Source organism: Cupriavidus sp. D39 (genome assembly GCF_026627925.1).
Classification (GTDB): domain Bacteria; phylum Pseudomonadota; class Gammaproteobacteria; order Burkholderiales; family Burkholderiaceae; genus Cupriavidus; species Cupriavidus ulmosensis.
Genome location: NZ_JAPNLE010000009.1, coordinates 1,464,839 through 1,480,971, shown reverse-complemented (window position 1 = coordinate 1,480,971; position 16,133 = coordinate 1,464,839). Strand labels below are relative to the sequence as shown.

11 protein-coding genes and 2 pseudogenes are annotated in these 16,133 nt (G+C 65.9%); 9 read left to right on the top strand and 4 right to left on the bottom strand.

All coding sequences use genetic code 11. The features are described 5' to 3' along the window. Nucleotides 1-65 precede the first annotated feature (65 nt). Nucleotides 66-662, bottom strand: a complete 597-nt coding sequence (locus tag OMK73_RS18780; protein ID WP_267603463.1) for a MarR family winged helix-turn-helix transcriptional regulator — start codon at nucleotides 660-662, stop codon at nucleotides 66-68. A gap of 271 nt (nucleotides 663-933) precedes the next feature. Here OMK73_RS18780 and OMK73_RS18775 point away from each other — a divergent pair, with 271 nt between their 5' ends. Next, nucleotides 934-1,932 (top strand): tripartite tricarboxylate transporter substrate-binding protein, encoded by a 999-nt coding sequence (locus OMK73_RS18775; protein WP_420715547.1) that lies wholly within the window; start codon nucleotides 934-936, stop codon nucleotides 1,930-1,932. Nucleotides 1,933-2,198: 266 nt separating this feature from the next. Beyond that, on the top strand, nucleotides 2,199-3,161 hold the full coding sequence (locus OMK73_RS18770) for a Bug family tripartite tricarboxylate transporter substrate binding protein (RefSeq protein WP_267603462.1): 963 nt from the start codon (nucleotides 2,199-2,201) through the stop codon (nucleotides 3,159-3,161). A gap of 28 nt (nucleotides 3,162-3,189) precedes the next feature. Here OMK73_RS18770 and OMK73_RS18765 read toward each other — a convergent pair. Further along, nucleotides 3,190-4,118: pseudogene (locus OMK73_RS18765) on the bottom strand (LysR family transcriptional regulator). A gap of 145 nt (nucleotides 4,119-4,263) precedes the next feature. On the opposite strand from OMK73_RS18765, the gene OMK73_RS18760 reads away from it, so the two are divergent. The 3 genes from OMK73_RS18760 (at nucleotide 4,264) to OMK73_RS18750 (ending at nucleotide 6,947) form a co-directional block, all read left to right on the top strand. Next, the gene (locus OMK73_RS18760) at nucleotides 4,264-4,797 is read left to right on the top strand and encodes a thiamine pyrophosphate-binding protein (RefSeq protein ID WP_267603461.1); all 534 of its coding nucleotides are present in this window, start codon (nucleotides 4,264-4,266) and stop codon (nucleotides 4,795-4,797) included. A gap of 4 nt (nucleotides 4,798-4,801) precedes the next feature. Further along, the gene (locus OMK73_RS18755) at nucleotides 4,802-5,398 is read left to right on the top strand and encodes a thiamine pyrophosphate-dependent enzyme (protein WP_267603460.1); all 597 of its coding nucleotides are present in this window, start codon (nucleotides 4,802-4,804) and stop codon (nucleotides 5,396-5,398) included. A gap of 79 nt (nucleotides 5,399-5,477) precedes the next feature. Then, complete coding sequence (locus OMK73_RS18750; RefSeq protein WP_267603459.1) at nucleotides 5,478-6,947, top strand: aldehyde dehydrogenase; 1,470 nt, start codon at nucleotides 5,478-5,480, stop codon at nucleotides 6,945-6,947. A gap of 40 nt (nucleotides 6,948-6,987) precedes the next feature. Here OMK73_RS18750 and OMK73_RS18745 read toward each other — a convergent pair whose 3' ends face one another. Continuing rightward, on the bottom strand, nucleotides 6,988-7,911 hold the full coding sequence (locus tag OMK73_RS18745; RefSeq protein ID WP_267603458.1) for a LysR family transcriptional regulator: 924 nt from the start codon (nucleotides 7,909-7,911) through the stop codon (nucleotides 6,988-6,990). 283 nt (nucleotides 7,912-8,194) lie between these two features. On the opposite strand from OMK73_RS18745, the gene OMK73_RS18740 reads away from it, so the two are divergent. The 4 genes from OMK73_RS18740 to OMK73_RS18725 all read left to right on the top strand — a co-directional run bounded on the left by OMK73_RS18740 (nucleotide 8,195) and on the right by OMK73_RS18725 (nucleotide 12,380). Then, on the top strand, nucleotides 8,195-9,373 hold the full coding sequence (locus tag OMK73_RS18740; RefSeq protein WP_267603457.1) for a CaiB/BaiF CoA transferase family protein: 1,179 nt from the start codon (nucleotides 8,195-8,197) through the stop codon (nucleotides 9,371-9,373). Nucleotides 9,374-9,414: 41 nt separating this feature from the next. Next, nucleotides 9,415-10,233: an HpcH/HpaI aldolase/citrate lyase family protein gene (locus OMK73_RS18735; protein ID WP_267603456.1), complete on the top strand. Its 819-nt coding sequence runs from the start codon at nucleotides 9,415-9,417 to the stop codon at nucleotides 10,231-10,233. Between the two features lie 43 nt (nucleotides 10,234-10,276). Next, nucleotides 10,277-11,125 (top strand): FAS1-like dehydratase domain-containing protein, encoded by an 849-nt coding sequence (locus OMK73_RS18730; RefSeq protein ID WP_267603455.1) that lies wholly within the window; start codon nucleotides 10,277-10,279, stop codon nucleotides 11,123-11,125. A 94-nt stretch (nucleotides 11,126-11,219) separates the two neighbouring features. Further along, a complete protein-coding gene (locus OMK73_RS18725; protein ID WP_420715546.1) occupies nucleotides 11,220-12,380 on the top strand; it encodes an acyl-CoA dehydrogenase family protein in 1,161 nt (386 codons plus the stop codon). Between the two features lie 28 nt (nucleotides 12,381-12,408). On the opposite strand, the pseudogene OMK73_RS18720 reads toward OMK73_RS18725, so the two are convergent. Further along, nucleotides 12,409-15,857: pseudogene (locus OMK73_RS18720) on the bottom strand (pyruvate carboxylase). Between the last annotated feature and the right edge of the window lie 276 nt (nucleotides 15,858-16,133).

Sequence of the window (16,133 nt, the reverse complement as noted above, 5' to 3'; positions counted from 1 at the left end):
GCGTGCTCAGGCCTTGCGCAGGTAGCAGGCTTTGAGCATGAAGCTGCCGGCGCTAAGCAGGCGGGCTACTTGCCATTTCCAGCCACCTGCGCATCGCCCTGCGCCGGCGCCTGGCGGCTGCGCCCGCTGCCACCACGCCGCCGGTCCGCGAGCGGCAGGCCGCCACGCGCGGCCATCTGCCGCGAGCGCTGCTCAAGCCGCCCCAGCATGTCACCTAGCTGCGCCACTTCCTTGTCCTCCAGCGCATCCAGCAGTTCCAGGTTGACCTGTTTCGTCAGCGGGAAGATCTCGCCGTACAGCGCCTCTCCCGCAGCGGTCAGCGCCAGCGTGACCTGCCGCGCATCGTCCGGCCGCGCCACCCGGCTGACCAGCTTCTTGTCGACCAGGGCGGTGATCGTGCGGGAGGCGCGGGGACGGTCCAGGTGGGCCAGTTGCGCCAGCTCGGACGAGCTCATCTCACGCGGCGCACCCTGTGCGCCCAGCAGGGCCAGCAGGCGCCATTCCCTGCGCGTGATGCCGAACTGGCCCTCGCAATAGCGGATCACGATGCCGCCGGCATCCGCCAGCAGGCAGCTCAGGCGGTAGAGCAGGAGGTCCTCGATCGATTGCGGCTGGTTCAGGCGGCTGGTAGCTGGCACGGAAGCTGGCACGGAAGCTGGCATGGAGGCGACCCTGGTGAATCGGATGTTCGTGATCGCGTGGCCTGGCAAGGCTCTCACGCGAGAAGCCGCATTACAGTCCAGCGGCGCCATGGCGTCAATCAATGCGACGAATGCTACACGGCGGCGGGCCCGCGTTCGGCCACGTCGTATGGCCCGTTCAGATAATCCGGATTCTCTCGCGCGGGCTTATCCGGCAACCTTCGGCCAGCACCCTAGAACAGGCAAGCGCCTCAGCTTGCCGGCACGAGTTTCGGAGACAACGATGATTGGCATGACCGCGATAAAGCACGTAGGCACTGGGTTGAAGTGGATGGTTTTCGGGCCGCTTGCGGCAGCGCTTGCCTCGGGCGCGATGGCCGCGGATGGGTTCCCGTCCAAGCCGGTCACGCTGGTGGTTCCCTTTTCGGCGGGCGGCCCGACGGATGTCGTGGCGCGAGCACTCGCGCAGGCGATGTCCAAGGATCTTGGCCAGAGCGTGATCGTGGAGAACCGCCTCGGCGCCGGCGGCACCGTCGCGGCGGCCTATGTCGCGCGGGCCCAGCCGGATGGCTACACCATCCTGATCCACCACAACGGGATGGCGACGGCGCCCGCGCTGTACAAGAAGCTGTCGTACAGCCCGCTGAGAGACTTCGAGTACATCGGGCAAGTCGCGGATGTCCCGATGACGCTGCTCGGGCGCAAGGACCTGCCCCCGGCCACCGCGCAAGACCTGGTGAAGTACGTCACCCAGAACAAGGACAAGGTCTCCCTGGCCAATGCTGGGCTGGGGGCGGTATCCCAGCTGTGCGGGCTGCTGTTCGAGGAGGCGGTGCATGTGAAGATGACCGCGATTCCCTACCAGGGCACCGGGCCGGCGCTTACGGCGCTGCTTGGCGGGCAGGTTGACCTGTTGTGCGACCAGACCACGTCGACGTTGCCGCATATCAATGCCAACCGGCTCAGGTTCTATGGCGTGACCACGCCCAAGCGCATCAAGGCGCTACCCAATGCGCCGACGCTGCAGGAGGGCGGTCTCAAGGGTTTCGACATGAAGGTCTGGCATGGGGTCTACGCGCCCAAGGGCACGCCGCCAGCCGTCACCGCGCGCTTGACCAAAGCCCTGCAGAAGGGCCTGCAGGACCCGTTGGTAGCGAAGCGGCTCGATGATCTCGGCGCCGAGGTCGTGCCAGTCGACAAGCAGACGCCGGAAGGGCTGCACACCTGGCTCAAGGCGGAGAGCGACAAATGGCAACCGCTACTGAGAACGATGAAGGTGGAAGCGGACTAACGAGATGGCATGACGGGTGCCAGCGCGGGCCGGCCAGGGCCCGCCGTCATCGCAAGAACGCCGCCTGCAGCCGCAGCGCGGCGTTTTTGCGTTTGCCTGCGGCAGGGCGGTAGCAGCGCGCGCCCGGGCCAGCACTGCAGGCATCTAGTTCGCTGATGGCAGCAGCGTAATTTTCTATTTCACCATTGTCTTGCCCGCTGGCTACCATCGTCTCCACGGGTCTGGCGATTGCCGCCGGGCCCGCACTATAACAATCTGGAAGAGACATGAAACGCTTGATTGTGCAAGTCGGGATCGGTGCGCTCGTCGCCTTTGGCGCGCACGCCCAGCCGGTGTACCCCGACCATCCCATCCGCATGGTGGTCGGCTTTGCCGCCGGCGGCAGCACGGACCTGGTGGCGCGTATCGTCGCCAACAAGGTCGGCATGCTGCTGGGCCAGTCGATCGTGGTCGAGAACCGGGCAGGCGCGGGCGGCAGCATTGCCACCGACGCCGTCGCCAAGAGCAAGGCCGATGGCTACACGCTGCTGTTCGGCACCAGCTCGCACGCCATCAACGCGTCGCTATACAAGACGCTTCCCTATGACAGCGGCGCGGTCGTGCCCGTGTCGATCGTGGCCGCCGTGCCGATGGTGCTCTCGGTGAACCCATCGGTGAAAGCCAACACCGCAAAGGAACTGGTCGACGACATCAGGAAGCACCCCGGCAAGTACAGCTACGGCTCCGCGGGCAAGGGCAGCGCGCTGCATATGGCCGTAGAACTGCTGAAGTACCAGGAACACCTGGACATCGTCCACGCGCCTTACCGGGGTGCGAGCCAGGCGATCCAGTCCGTGATGTCCGGCGACCTGCAGTTCATCACCGATGCCGTTTCCACTTCCGCGCCCATGATCAAGGCCGGGCGCCTGAAGGCGCTCGCGGTCACGACCGGGACGCGTTCGAGCGTGCTGCCGAAGGTCCCGACGATGAAGGAGGCGGGTTTTCCCAGCTATGAAACCTCGATCTGGAACATGGTGATGGTGCCCCGCGGCACCCCCGCGCCCGTGATCGAAAAGCTGAGCGCGGCCCTGCAACAGGCCGTCAAGGACCCTGAAGTACGGGAGCGGATGGAAAAGATCGGCGTGGAACCCGTGGTGGATTCCAGCCCGGACCAGGCCGCCAGGTTCGTGCAGGCGGAGACGCGCCGCTGGGCGGAGGTCATCAAGGCGGGCAACATCCAGGCGGACTGAGTGCAGCCCTCGGCGGCGCCCGGCCGCGCTACGCGCCAATCCAGGTGGCCCCTGGCCAGGCGCCACCCAGCACCAGGCGCTTGATCAGCGTGACCAGTTCCGCCGAGGCGAAGCTGGCGGCAGGCGACATCCGGCGCGTGGCCGGATGCGCCAGCACGATGCGCCGGGAAAGGTTGGGAGAGGTGATCGGCGCTGCGGCCAACGTGCCTCTTTCCAGTTCTTCGGAGACCGCCGAGCTGGGCAGGACCGTATAGCCAAAGCCCTTGGCAACCAGGGATTTCTGCACGCTCAGGGAGTTGGTCTCGACGGCGACCGTGAGCGAGACCCCGGCTACCGCACACGCATGCTCGACCACCGTGCGCAGGCCGTGCGGCGCATTGGGCAGCACCAGCGGCAGGTCCCGCAGGCTCTCGATGGTGTGCGCGGCGCCCGCGGGCACGGTGCCGGGCAGGCCGATCAGGCAGAGCTGTTCGTCGAGCAGCGCCTCGACCTGCAGGCCGGGGAAGCCTTGATGTCGTACAGCAGCGCGATCTCGACCTCGCCCGACTCAAGCCATTGCATGAGGTTGCCCGCGTAGCCCACGTTGAGCCGCATGACCAGTTGCGGGTGCTTGTCCTTCACGGTGGCGACCAGCGCCGCGGCCAGCAGCTCGCACGTGCTGGGGAGCAGGCCGAGCGCCGCCGTGCCGGAGATCGTCCCAGCCACCGGCTGGATCTCCGCCTTGGCCCGGTCAAGCTCGCGCAGTGCGCGGCGGCCGTACTCAACCAGGGTCCGGCCCGCGTCGGTCAGGACCATGCCATGCCGTTCGCGCTCGAACAGCTCTACGCCGAACTCCTCTTCAAGCAGCCGTACATGCCGGGAGACGGCCGGCTGCACGATGCGAAGAAGCTCGGCGGCCTTGGTGGCGCTGCCGGTCTCGGCGATGGCCAGGAGGGCGCGAAGTTGCTTGATGTCCATGGGCGTGGGGTGCGAGATCCTGATGGTTGGCCGGTGATGCCCGGCTATCCAAATTACTGATGGAGGAATCAAATTATTGTATTTCATAAATGATTCCATTCAATTTTATGATAACAGCGTTGTTCCCCTACCTGGATCACTTCCCATGACAAATCCAAATCCTGAGCCCCTTGCCTGGCAAGAAGACATCTTCCGAGTCATCAAGCAAGCCGGGGTCCGCCAAGTTGCCTACGTGCCGGACGCCGGCCACTCGCATGTCATCCAGCGGGCCAAGGCCGACCCGGAGATCCGCGACATCGTCCTCACCACCGAGGAAGAGGGCGTCGGCGTGGTCAGCGGCGCGTGGCTGGGCGGCGAGCGCGCGGTGCTGCTCATGCAGAGCAGCGGCGTGGGCAACTGCGTGAACATGTTCTCGCTGCTGGAAAGCTGCCGTTTCCCGTTCTTCACCATCGTGACCATGCGCGGCGAGTACGCCGAGTTCAATCCCTGGCAGGGGCCGATGGGCCTGGCTACCGAGGGGGCGCTCAAGCTGATGGGCATCACGGTGTACCGCGTGGACTCGCCGCAGGACGCTGCGGAACTGGTCGATGCGGGGCTGTCTTCCGCATTCGACGCCGGGCAACGCGTCGCGATTCTTCTCTCTCAAAGCCTCATCGGCCGCAAAAAGTGGGTGCGCTGAACCTATGACTACCTCGACCTCCAAGCCGGCGATCAACCGCCGCGATTTCGTTGCCGCGCTGCTCAGGCAGTTTCCCGATGCGCTCGTCGTGACCGGTCTCGGCTCGCCCTCGTACGACGTCCTTGCCGCCGGCGACCGGCCGAGCAATTTCTACCTGTGGGGCGCCATGGGCGGATCCACCTCGGTGGCGCTCGGGCTGGCCGTGGCACAGCCGCACAAGCAGGTCATCGCCATCACGGGCGACGGCGAGCAACTAATGGGCATCGGCAGCCTGGCGACCGCCGCTGCGCAGAACCCGAGGAACCTCGCGGTGGTGATCCTGGATAACGGGCACTTTGGCGAGACCGGCATGCAGCAAAGCCACACCAGCCTGGGCACCAACCTCGCGCAGGTGGCCAAGGGTTGCGGCGTGGCTTCGACGCTCGAGATCTTCGACATCGACGAAGTCGAGACGCTGGCGCACGCGATCCGCAACGCCGGCGGGATGACCGTGGCCCGGGTGAGCATCGGCGCCGAGGAGCACCAGCGCGCCTTGCCGCCGCGCGACGGCGTATTCGTCAAGAACCGGTTCCGCCAGCATCTGGGCTTCGAGCCGTTCTAGCCGTCCCAGCCGTGCCGCGGCAGCTTGCCATCCTGCGCATCCATCCTGCACTTCCAACCTAACCGGACAGCATTGCGCCATGAAGCAGTATCAAATGTTCATCGACGGGACCTTCGTGAATGCAAGCGACGGTCGCTGGTTCGAAACCCAAAATCCCTTCACCGGCAAAGCCTGGGCAGAGGTTGCCCGCGGCACGGCGGCCGACGTGGACCGCGCGGCCAGCGCAGCCGATCGCGCATTCCGCGTGGGACCGTGGGCGGAGCTGACGGCCACCCAGCGTGGCGCGTTGCTGCGCAGGCTCGGCGACCTGATCGCCAGGGACGCCGAGCGCCTGGCCGAGTTCGAAGTGCAGGACAACGGCAAGCTGCTCGCCGAGATGAGCGGGCAGGTGAAGTACCTGCCGCAGTGGTTCTACTATTTTGGCGGCCTGGCCGACAAGATCGAGGGCACGGTCATCCCGCTCGACAAGAAGGGCTACTTCAACTACACGCGCAGCGAGCCCTTGGGCGTGGTGGCCGCCATCACGCCCTGGAATTCCCCGCTGATGCTGCTGGCGTGGAAGATCGCGCCGGCGCTGGCCGCCGGGTGCACGGTGGTGGTCAAGCCGTCGGAATTCACTTCCGTTTCCGCGCTGGAGCTGGCGCTGCTGTTCCAGGAGGCAGGCTTTGCGCCGGGCGTCTTCAACGTCGTGACGGGTTTCGGCGCGGAGGTCGGCTCGCCGCTCGTCACGCATCCGCTGGTCAGGAAGGTCACGTTCACGGGGTCCGATGCCACCGGCCGCGTGATCAACCAGCAGTGCGCGGCGCAGTTCAAGCATGTCAGCCTGGAGCTTGGCGGCAAGTCGCCCAACATCGTGTTCAACGATGCCAACATGGAGGATGCCGTCAATGGCGCCGTCTCGGGCATCTTCGCGGCCAGCGGACAAACCTGCATTGCCGGTTCCCGCTTGCTGCTGCAGGAAGACATCCACGATGCATTCGTGGACAAGCTGGTGGCGCTGGCCAGGACGGCAAAGCTTGGCAACCCGATGAACGCCTCGACGCAGGTCGGCCCCATTACCACGCCGGCGCAGTATGACAAGGTGCTTTCCTACATCCAGATTGCCAAGGACGAGGGCGCCAACTTGGTGCTGGGCGGCCAGCCCGCGTCGTGCGGGGACGGGTGGTTCGTCGAGCCGACCATCTTCACCGGCGTTACCCCGCAGATGCGCATCGCGCGGGAGGAAGTCTTTGGCCCGGTGTTGTCCATCCTGAAGTTCAAGGACGAACGCGAAGCGATAGCGATCGCCAACGATAGCTGCTACGGCCTCGGGGCGGGCGTATGGACCAGCGATATCGGCAGGGCGTTCCGCATGTCCGAGCAGATCCAGGCCGGCACCGTTTGGGTGAATACGTACCGGGCGGTCAGTGTCATGTCGCCATTCGGTGGCTACAAGGACTCCGGCCTGGGGCGGGAGAACGGCATCGACGCGATCCGGGCTTATCTGCAGACCAAGAGCGTCTGGATCAATACCGGCGCGGGCTCCGGCAATCCGTTCACCATGCGGTAGCGGTGCCTTGGCGAGATGCCTCGGTGCAGCGTTCGCGTCGTCAGCCGATGAGCTTTGCCGGGCTTCCGCCGGCAGCTTGCGCCACGTTGATCAGCTCGTCGATGAGGGCGCGCGCGCAGCCGGGCAGCCCCTGCAGTTCGCGCACGATGACCGCGCGCTCGCGGATCACCCACGGGTCGTCCAGCTCGACGATGGCGAGCTTCATGGTCTGGCGGTGCCGCAGCGCCGCGGAGAGCGGCACCACGCCGATGCCCACGCCCGCTTCGATCATGCGGCACATCGCTTCAAAGCTGCGAATCTGGATGCGGATCTGCAGCTTGCGCCGTTGCTCGCGGACCAGGTCGGTGAGGAAGGCATGCAGGGTGCTGCCTTCGTGCAGGCTCACGTGCTCGTACTCGAGGGTGTCGGCGAGCGAGACCTTGCTCTTTTGCGTGAGCGGATGGCCGATGGGCGTGGCAAGCACTAGCTTGTCGGTGCTGAAGTGCACCACTTCAAGCCCTTCCGGGTTCAGGGGCCCGGAGATGATGCCAAGGTCCGCGCTGCCGTCGAGCACGCCCCGGATGATGTCCCGCGTCAGGCGCTCCTGCAGGTCAACGGTCACGGCAGGGCGCTCCGCCATGAAGCGGGAAAGCACTTCCGGCATGAACTCCGTGACCGCGGTGGTGTTCGCGAAGATGCGGATGTGACCGACGGTATCCTTCGAAAACTCCTCGAAATCGCTGCGCACATGTTCGAACTGCCGCTCGATGACCCGCGCGTGGCGCAGCAACCGTTCTCCGGCGGGCGTCAGCGCCAGTCCTTTGCTCTCCCGGTAGAACAGCCGGGTGCCCAACTGGTCTTCCAGGGACTTGAGGCGCGCGCTGGCAGCAGCTGGGGACAAAAATGCTTTTCTCGCACCGCGAGAGAGGTTTTCTTCCTCGGCGATGCGGGCAAAGAGCCTGAGGTCGGCAAAGTCAAAGTGCATGGATACTCCTTCGCCGCCACTGTACCAAGGGGTCGCTGGCGCCGCAATTCATGCGGCGGCCGCGCTGGCAAGGCGATGGTTTCCACTAAAGCGAATGGCTGCTTCGATAAAACAAGATATACCGATACCCCTCACTTTGAGAGACTAGCTCCGGCGGACGCTGCACCAGGCGTGCCGCCCAAGCGTGGCGACTTCCGGCTGGGACGGGGCGCCGTGGACCCATTTCTCCCGTTTGCCGCTGCGCTGCGCAGGGCAGGCGGGACCCTGACCGGATAAGGCTGCTATGCGCCCCCTGGATGGCATCACCGTCGTTTCCCTCGAACACGCCATTGCCGCGCCGTTCTGTACCCGGCAGCTGGCGGACCTTGGTGCCCGGGTCATCAAGGTCGAGCGGCCCAAGGTGGGCGATTTCGCGCGTGGCTACGATGAACGGGTGGATGGCCTGTCCTCGCATTTCGCCTGGACCAACCGTTCCAAGGAAAGCCTGGCGCTGGACCTCAAGCACAGCGAGGCATCCACCATCCTGGACAAGATCCTCGACAAGGCCGACGTGCTGGTGCAGAACCTGGCGCCGGGCGCGGCGGACCGGCTCGGCCTTTCCTATGCGGCGTTGTCGCAGCGCTACCCCGGCATGGTCGTTTGCGATATCTCAGGCTACGGCAACGACGGTCCCTACCGGGACAAGAAGGCCTATGACCTGCTGATCCAGGCGGAGTCCGGCTTCGTCTCCATCACCGGCGCCCCAGATAGCCCCGCCAAGGCAGGCTGCTCCATTGCCGACATCGCCGCCGGCATGTACGCCTATACCAACATCCTGGCCGCGCTGCTGCAGCGCGGCAAGACCGGAAAGGGCGCGCATATCGACGTGTCGATGCTGGAGAGCATGGTCGAGTGGATGAGCTACCCGCTCTATTACGCCTTCGATGGCGCAACGCCGCCGCCGCGTGCCGGCGCCTCGCACGCGACCATCTTCCCGTACGGCCCTTTTACCGCCGGCGACGGCAAGACCATCATCCTGGGCCTGCAGAACGAGCGCGAGTGGGAGGCCTTTTGCCGCGTCGTGCTGGAGCGGACGGAGCTGACGGCCGACGCGCGCTTTGTCACGAACTCCCTGCGCACACAGAGCCGCGCTGAACTGACGGAGATCATCACGACGGTGTTCTCCGCCCTGACGATCGAGGCGGTGATCGAGCGGCTCGAGCGCGCGCAGATCGCCAATGCCCGCATGAACGACATGCGCGACGTCTGGGACCATCCGCAGCTCAAGGCGCGCGAGCGCTGGACCTCGGTGCAGTCGCCCGTCGGCGTCATTCCGGCGCTACTGCCGCCCGGCACGCCGCAGTCGTTCGAGCCACGCATGGACGCGATTCCCGCGCTTGGCCAGCACAGCGAGCGCATCCTGCGCGAGCTTGGCTACACCGCGGACGATGTAGCCCGCCTCAGCGCCGAAGGCGCGATCTGAACCTATTGCCCGCTATTGCCCGCTATCCGGATAAAGACCTCATGGCAACCGCCGCTTTCGCTCGTTCCTATCTCTTCGTGCCCGCCAATCGTCCCGAACGCTTCGCCAAAGCCAACGCGTCAGGCGCGGACGCGGTCATTCTCGACCTCGAGGACGCGGTGTCCGACGAGGACAAGGACCGGGCAAGGGGGCTGCTGGAGGCGTACCTGGCTGGCGGTGGGGCCGGCATGGTGCGCATCAATGCCACGCAGACGCAATGGTTTGAGCATGACCTGTGCCTTTGCGGCGAGGCAGGCGTGACGGGCGTCGTCCTGCCCAAGGCGGAAAGCGCGGCGGATGTCGCGCTGGTGGCAAAACACCTTCGCCCCGGCGTGAAGGTGCTCCCGCTCATCGAGACCGCCAGGGGCATGGCCAATATCAACGAGGTGGCCGGCGCGCCGGGCGTTGACCGCCTGGTATTCGGGACCGTGGACTTCCGCACGGAGATGGGCATCGAAGGCGACGACCAGGAACTGCTGTTTTTCCGCTCCATGCTCGTCCTTGCGTCCCGGGTCGCGCGCATTGCGGCGCCGGTGGACGGGGTGACGGTTGCCATTGCCGATGTCGACGAACTCCGCAACGCCACCGAACGCGGGCGGCGCCTGGGCTTCGGGGCAAAGCTCTGCATTCATCCCGCGCAGGTGGCCGAAGTCAACGGTGCCTACCGGCCAACCGAAGCGCAACTGGCCTGGGCCGCGAGAGTGGTCGAGCAGGCAAGGTCAGGCCCGGGCGCATTCCAGCTGGACGGCGAAATGATCGACGCGCCCGTCATTGCGCGCGCCGTGAGCCTGCTTGAGCGCGCGGGCCGGGCGCCGGCCTGATCAACATCAACGACTGACCCCGAGCATAACCACAGAGAGATTGATGGACACTGCCAAACTGAAGGAGTGGATCGGTAAGTCAACCGAGTCCCAGGACGAAATCACCGCGTTCCCGGTCAAGGCGCTTTGCGCGACCCTGGACCGTGAAGACCCGGCCCCCGTGCGTGGCGATGCCTTGCCGCCGCTCTGGCACTGGCTGTATTTCCTGCCGCTGCACCGGCAGTCCGAGCTGGGCGTCGACGGCCACGCCAATCGCGGTGGCTTCCTGCCGCCCGTGCCGCTGCCGCGCCGCATGTGGGCCGGCGGGCGCCTGCGCTTTCACCAGCCGCTGCGCGTTGGCGACGCGGTGTCGAAGACCTCCACCATCCTCGACGTGAACGCCAAGACGGGCCGCACCGGCTCGCTGGCCTTCGTGACCGTGGAGCACAGATATTCGGGGCCGCAGGGCCTGACCGTGACGGAAGAGCACGACATCGTCTACCGCGAGCAAGCCGCTCCGGGCGCCGCGGCGCCGGAGCCGGTTGCCGCGCGCACGGACGAAGACTGGTCCCGCGACATCGTGCCCGACCCGGTGCTGCTGTTCCGCTTCTCCGCGCTGACGTTCAATGGCCACCGGATCCACTACGACCACGAGTACGTGACCACCGTCGAGCACTATCCGGACCTGATCGTCCACGGCCCGTTGCTGGCCGTGCTGCTGCTCGACCTGGTACGCAGGAATCTGCCGGATGCCACCGTCAGCAGCTTCTCCTTCAAGGGCGTGCGGCCCACCCATGTTCCCCAGCGCTTCCAGGCCTGCGGGAAAGTGAGCGAGGACGGCAAGACGGTCGCGCTGTGGATTCGCCAGGCGGACGGCGCCCTCGCCATGACCGCTACCGCCGAGCTTGGCTAAGCCAGGCTCACCCAATCGGAATCAATTGGAATCAATCGGAATCAATCCGAATCAAACCGAACCAGACAAAGCAAAACGCTTACGGAGACATCCCGTGCTGAACATAGTCGATGAACATCAAGAAATCCGCGAAGCCATCCGCGACCTGTGCGGGCAGTTCTCGTCGGAGTATTTCCGCAAGATCGACGAGGTCCGGGGCTATCCCGAGGAATTCGTCAATGCACTGACCGCCGCCGGCTGGCTGGCCGCCCTGATCCCCGAGGAGTACGGCGGATCGGGGCTGAGCCTGACGCAGGCCTCGGTCATCATGGAAGAGATCAACCGTGCCGGCGGCAACTCGGGCGCTTGCCATGGCCAGATGTACAACATGGGCACGCTGCTGCGCCACGGCTCCCTCGAGCAAAAGCGGGAGTACCTCCCGAAGATCGCGAGCGGCGAGCTGCGCCTGCAATCCATGGCGGTCACCGAGCCGAGCACCGGGACGGATACCACCAAGATCAAGACCACCGCGGTGCGCAAGGGCGACAAGTATGTCGTCAACGGCCAGAAGGTCTGGATCTCGCGCGTGCAGCACTCGGATCTCATGATCCTGCTGGCGCGGACCACGCCGCTGGCGGAGTGCAAGAAGAAGTCGGAAGGTATGTCCATCTTCCTCGTGGACCTGCGCGAGGCCATCGGCAAGGGCCTGACGGTCCAGCCGATCATCAACATGGTCAATCACGAGACCAACGAGCTCTTTTTCGACAACCTGGAGATCCCGGCCGAGAACCTGATCGGCGAGGAGGGCAAGGGCTTCAAGTACATCCTGGATGGCCTGAATGCCGAGCGCACGCTCATTGCAGCGGAATGCATCGGCGACGGCTACTGGTTCATCGACAAGGTGACCAAGTACGTCAACGAGCGCGTGGTGTTCGGCCGGCCCATCGGCCAGAACCAGGGCGTGCAGTTCCCTATCGCGCGGGCGTTCGTCAACGTGGAAGCGGCGAGCCTGATGCGCTTCCAGGCTGCCAAGCTGTTCGACGAGCACCAGCCGTGCGGCGCGCAGGCCAACATGGCCAAGCTGCTGGCGGCGGATGCCTCCTGGGAGGCCGCCAACGCCTGCCTGCAGTATCACGGTGGGTTTGGCTTCGCCGCGGAATACGACGTGGAGCGCAAGTTCCGCGAAACCCGCCTGTACCAGGTCGCGCCGATCTCGACCAACCTCATCCTGTCGTATGTCGGGGAGCACATCCTTGGCATGCCGCGGTCTTTCTGAGGATCGGCTTGCAGGTAGTTGCGGCGGCCTAAGCCGGCTTCATCGCCACCAGCAGGTCCTTGGCTTCCACCAGGTCTCCCGGCTTGACATGGACCATCTCGACCACGCCGTCGGCTTCGGCCTGGATGGTCATTTCCATCTTCATGGCTTCGAGCGAGAGCAGTGTGGCGCCTGCCTTGACGATGTCGCCGGCCTTGACGCAGACCGAGGCGACCGCGCCGGGCATGGGGGCCGGCACATGCAGGGGATTGCCTTCCTCGGCGGGCGCGCGCCGCCGCTTGCCGCCGCCGTCCCGGGTGGCGTCCACGCGCACCAGCCTGGGCTGGCCGTTGAGCTCGAAGAACAGCTTTACCTGCCCGTCGTCGTCCGCCACGGACTTGCCCAGCAGGCGGACGATCAGCGTCTTTCCCTGGGCGATATCGACGGCGACTTCCTCGCCTTCCTGCATGCCGTAGAAGAACACCGGGGTGGGCAGCACCGATACGTCCTCATAAGTCTTGCGCGCATGCGCAAAGTCGGCGAACACCTTTGGGTACATCAGGTAGGCGGAGATGTCGTTCTCCGTCGGCGCGTGGCCGAGCAGCGCCTGTACCGCCGCGTGCGCGGCTTCCATGTCGGCCGGCGGCATGACGGCGCCGGGGCGTGCCGTGAGCGGCGCCATGCCATTGAGCACCTTGTCCTGCAGCGCCCGCGGAAAGCCCTGCTCGGGGAAGCCCAGGTCACCGCGAAACAGGGAGACGACGGAGTCGGGGAACTGGATGTTGCTGTCCGGCGCCAGCACCATGTCGGCGCTGAGGTTGTTGGCCACCATATAGAGCGCCATGTCGCCCACGACCTTGGAGGTGGGCGTGACCTTGACGATATCCCCGAAGAGCTGGTTGACCTCGGCATAGGTCGTCGCCACGCGGGCCCATTGTGGCTCCAGGCCCATGGCCCGGGCCTGTTCGCGCAGGTTGGTGTACTGGCCCCCGGGCATTTCGTGCAGATAGACGTCGGACGTGCCGGCACGCATCTCGGATTCGAAAGGCGTGTAGTACGCCCGCACGTCTTCCCAATAGCGGGAGATTTCCTGGATGGCCGCGGGCGAGACCGCCGGGGCGCGCTCGGTGCCCTGCAGCGCGCTGACGATCGAACCCAGGTTGGGCTGCGAGGTCAGGCCGCTCAGGGCGTCGATGGCGCCGTCCACCGCATCCACGCCGGCGTCGATCGCGGCGAGCACGCTGGCGGCGGCAATGCCGCTGGTGTCGTGCGTATGGAAGTGGATCGGCAGGCCGGTCTCCTGTTTCAGCGCGCTGACCAGCGCTTTCGCCGCTGCCGGCCGGCATAGCCCGGCCATGTCCTTGATGGCGATGATGTGCGCGCCCGCGCTTTCCAGTTCCTTCGCCATCTTGAGATAGTAGGGAAGTGTGTACCGGCGTGACGCGTCGAACAGGTCGCCCGTATAGCAGATCGCCGCTTCGCACAGGGCGCCGGATTCGCGCACGGCCTCCATGGCGACGCGCATGTTGTCGACGCTGTTGAGCGAGTCGAAGACCCGGAACAGGTCGATGCCGGTGGCCGCGGCCTGCTGCACGAAATGACGGACCACGTTGTCCGGATAGTTGGTGTAGCCCACGGCGTTGCTCGCGCGCAGCAGCATCTGCAGCAACATGTCCGGCATGGCGCTGCGCAGCTTCTCGAGCCGCTGCCACGGATCCTCCTTGAGAAAGCGCATGGCGACGTCGAAGGTCGCGCCGCCCCAGCACTCCACCGAGAACAGCCCCGGGAGCTTGGCCGCGTAGTGCGGCGCGATCTGCGCCATGTCGCGGGTGCGCATGCGGGTTGCAAACAGCGACTGGTGCGCGTCGCGCATGCTGGTGTCGGTCAGCAGGACGGCTTTCTGCTCGCGCATCCACGCCGCGAACTTTTCCGGGCCAAGCTGCTTGAGCAAGGGCGCAATCCGGCCTGGACGGGCGGGGTACCGGCCTCCACCGGCAGGCGCGGCGGCCCGAACGTGCCGGCCGGCGCGGTGCGGCCGCGCATCTCGGGGCTGCCGTGCACGGTGGTCTCGCCGATGAACTGCAGCAGCTTGGTCGCGGTGTCCTTGCGCGCCGTGAAGCGGAACAGCTTGGCTTCGGTGTCGATGAAGCGGGTGGTGTAGTCGCCAGCGGCGAACTTCGGGTGGGAGACCACATTCTCCAGAAAGCGCAGGTTGGTCGAGACGCCGCGCACACGGAACTCGCGCAGGGCACGGAGCATGCGCTGGGCCGCTTCATCGGCCGTTGGCGCCCATGCGGTCACCTTGGTCAGCAAGGAGTCGTAGTAGGGCGTGATGACCGCGCCGGCATAAGCGGTGCCGCTATCCAGGCGGATGCCGAAGCCGGCGCCGGTGCGGTAGGCGGTCAGCCGGCCATAGTCGGGGTTGAAGCCGTTCTCCGGGTCCTCGGTGGTGACGCGGCACTGCAGCGCGTGGCCGCGCACCTCGATGCCGGCCTGCAGCGGCACGCCGGACGCAGCGTCGCCGATGCGCGCGCCTTCCGACACCTTGATCTGCGCCTTGATCAGGTCGATGCCGGTCACTTGCTCCGTCACCGTGTGCTCCACCTGGATCCGGGGATTCACCTCGATGAAGTAGAACGCCGAGGTCTCCACATCCATCAGGAACTCGACGGTGCCTGCGTGCGTGTAGGATACCTCGCGCCCCAGGCGCAGCGCGGCCTGGCACAGCGCCTCGCGCTGGGCCGGATCGAGATAGGGCGCCGGCGCGCGCTCCACCACCTTCTGGTGCCGGCGCTGGATCGAGCAGTCGCGCTCGAACAGGTGGACGAGGTTGCCATGGGTGTCGCCCAGCAGCTGGACTTCAACGTGGCGCGCCTGGCGCACCAGCTTCTCGAGGTACACCTCGTCGTTGCCGAAGGCCGTCAGCGCTTCGCGGCGTGCCACGTCGAGCTGGGCGCGCAGGTCGTCCGCGCTCTCGATCACGCGCATGCCGCGCCCGCCGCCACCCCAGCTTGCCTTGAGCATCACGGGATAGCCGATCGCCTCGGCAGCGGCGAGTGCATCGTCCAGGCTGCCCGTGAGTGCAGGCGTGGCAGGCATCACGGGCACGCCGGCGCGCTGCGCCGCCTGCCTGGCGGCGATCTTGTTGCCCAGCGTGCGCATGACTTCCGGCTCCGGCCCGATGAAGACGATGCCCTGGGCGGCGCAGGCCTGGGCAAAGTCCGGGTTCTCGCTCAGGAAGCCGTAGCCGGGGTGAATTGCATCGACCCCCGCATGCTTGGCCACCCGCAGGATCTCGGGCACGGACAGATAGGCCTGGGTGGGCTTCATCGCCTTGCCGACCAGGTAGCTTTCGTCCGCCTTGAAGCGATGCAGCGCGAAGCGGTCCTCGTTCGAGTAGATGGCGATGGTACGAATGCCCAGCTCGCTGGCCGCCCGCATGATGCGGATGGCGATCTCGCCGCGATTGGCTACCAGGATGCTCTTGATCTGTTTCATGTGGGGTGACGCTCATCGAACAGGCCCGCCACGGGCTGTATCGATAAGGATAGTGCCTGGCTTGGGCAGCGCAAGGCACTTGCGATTCAGGCCCGACGCTTCGGCTGCAGCGGAGCGTTGCACGCGACATCGCGTGCAACCTGTCCATCCGGGCGTGGCCGGCTAGCCGCGATGGACTGGCGATGGGTCTGGGAATGATTGATTAGAACAATCGATGGCATGGCACGTACAGTTGTGCGGCACGTAGGCGCCAGCAAGCTGGTGCCAGCCGGCGCC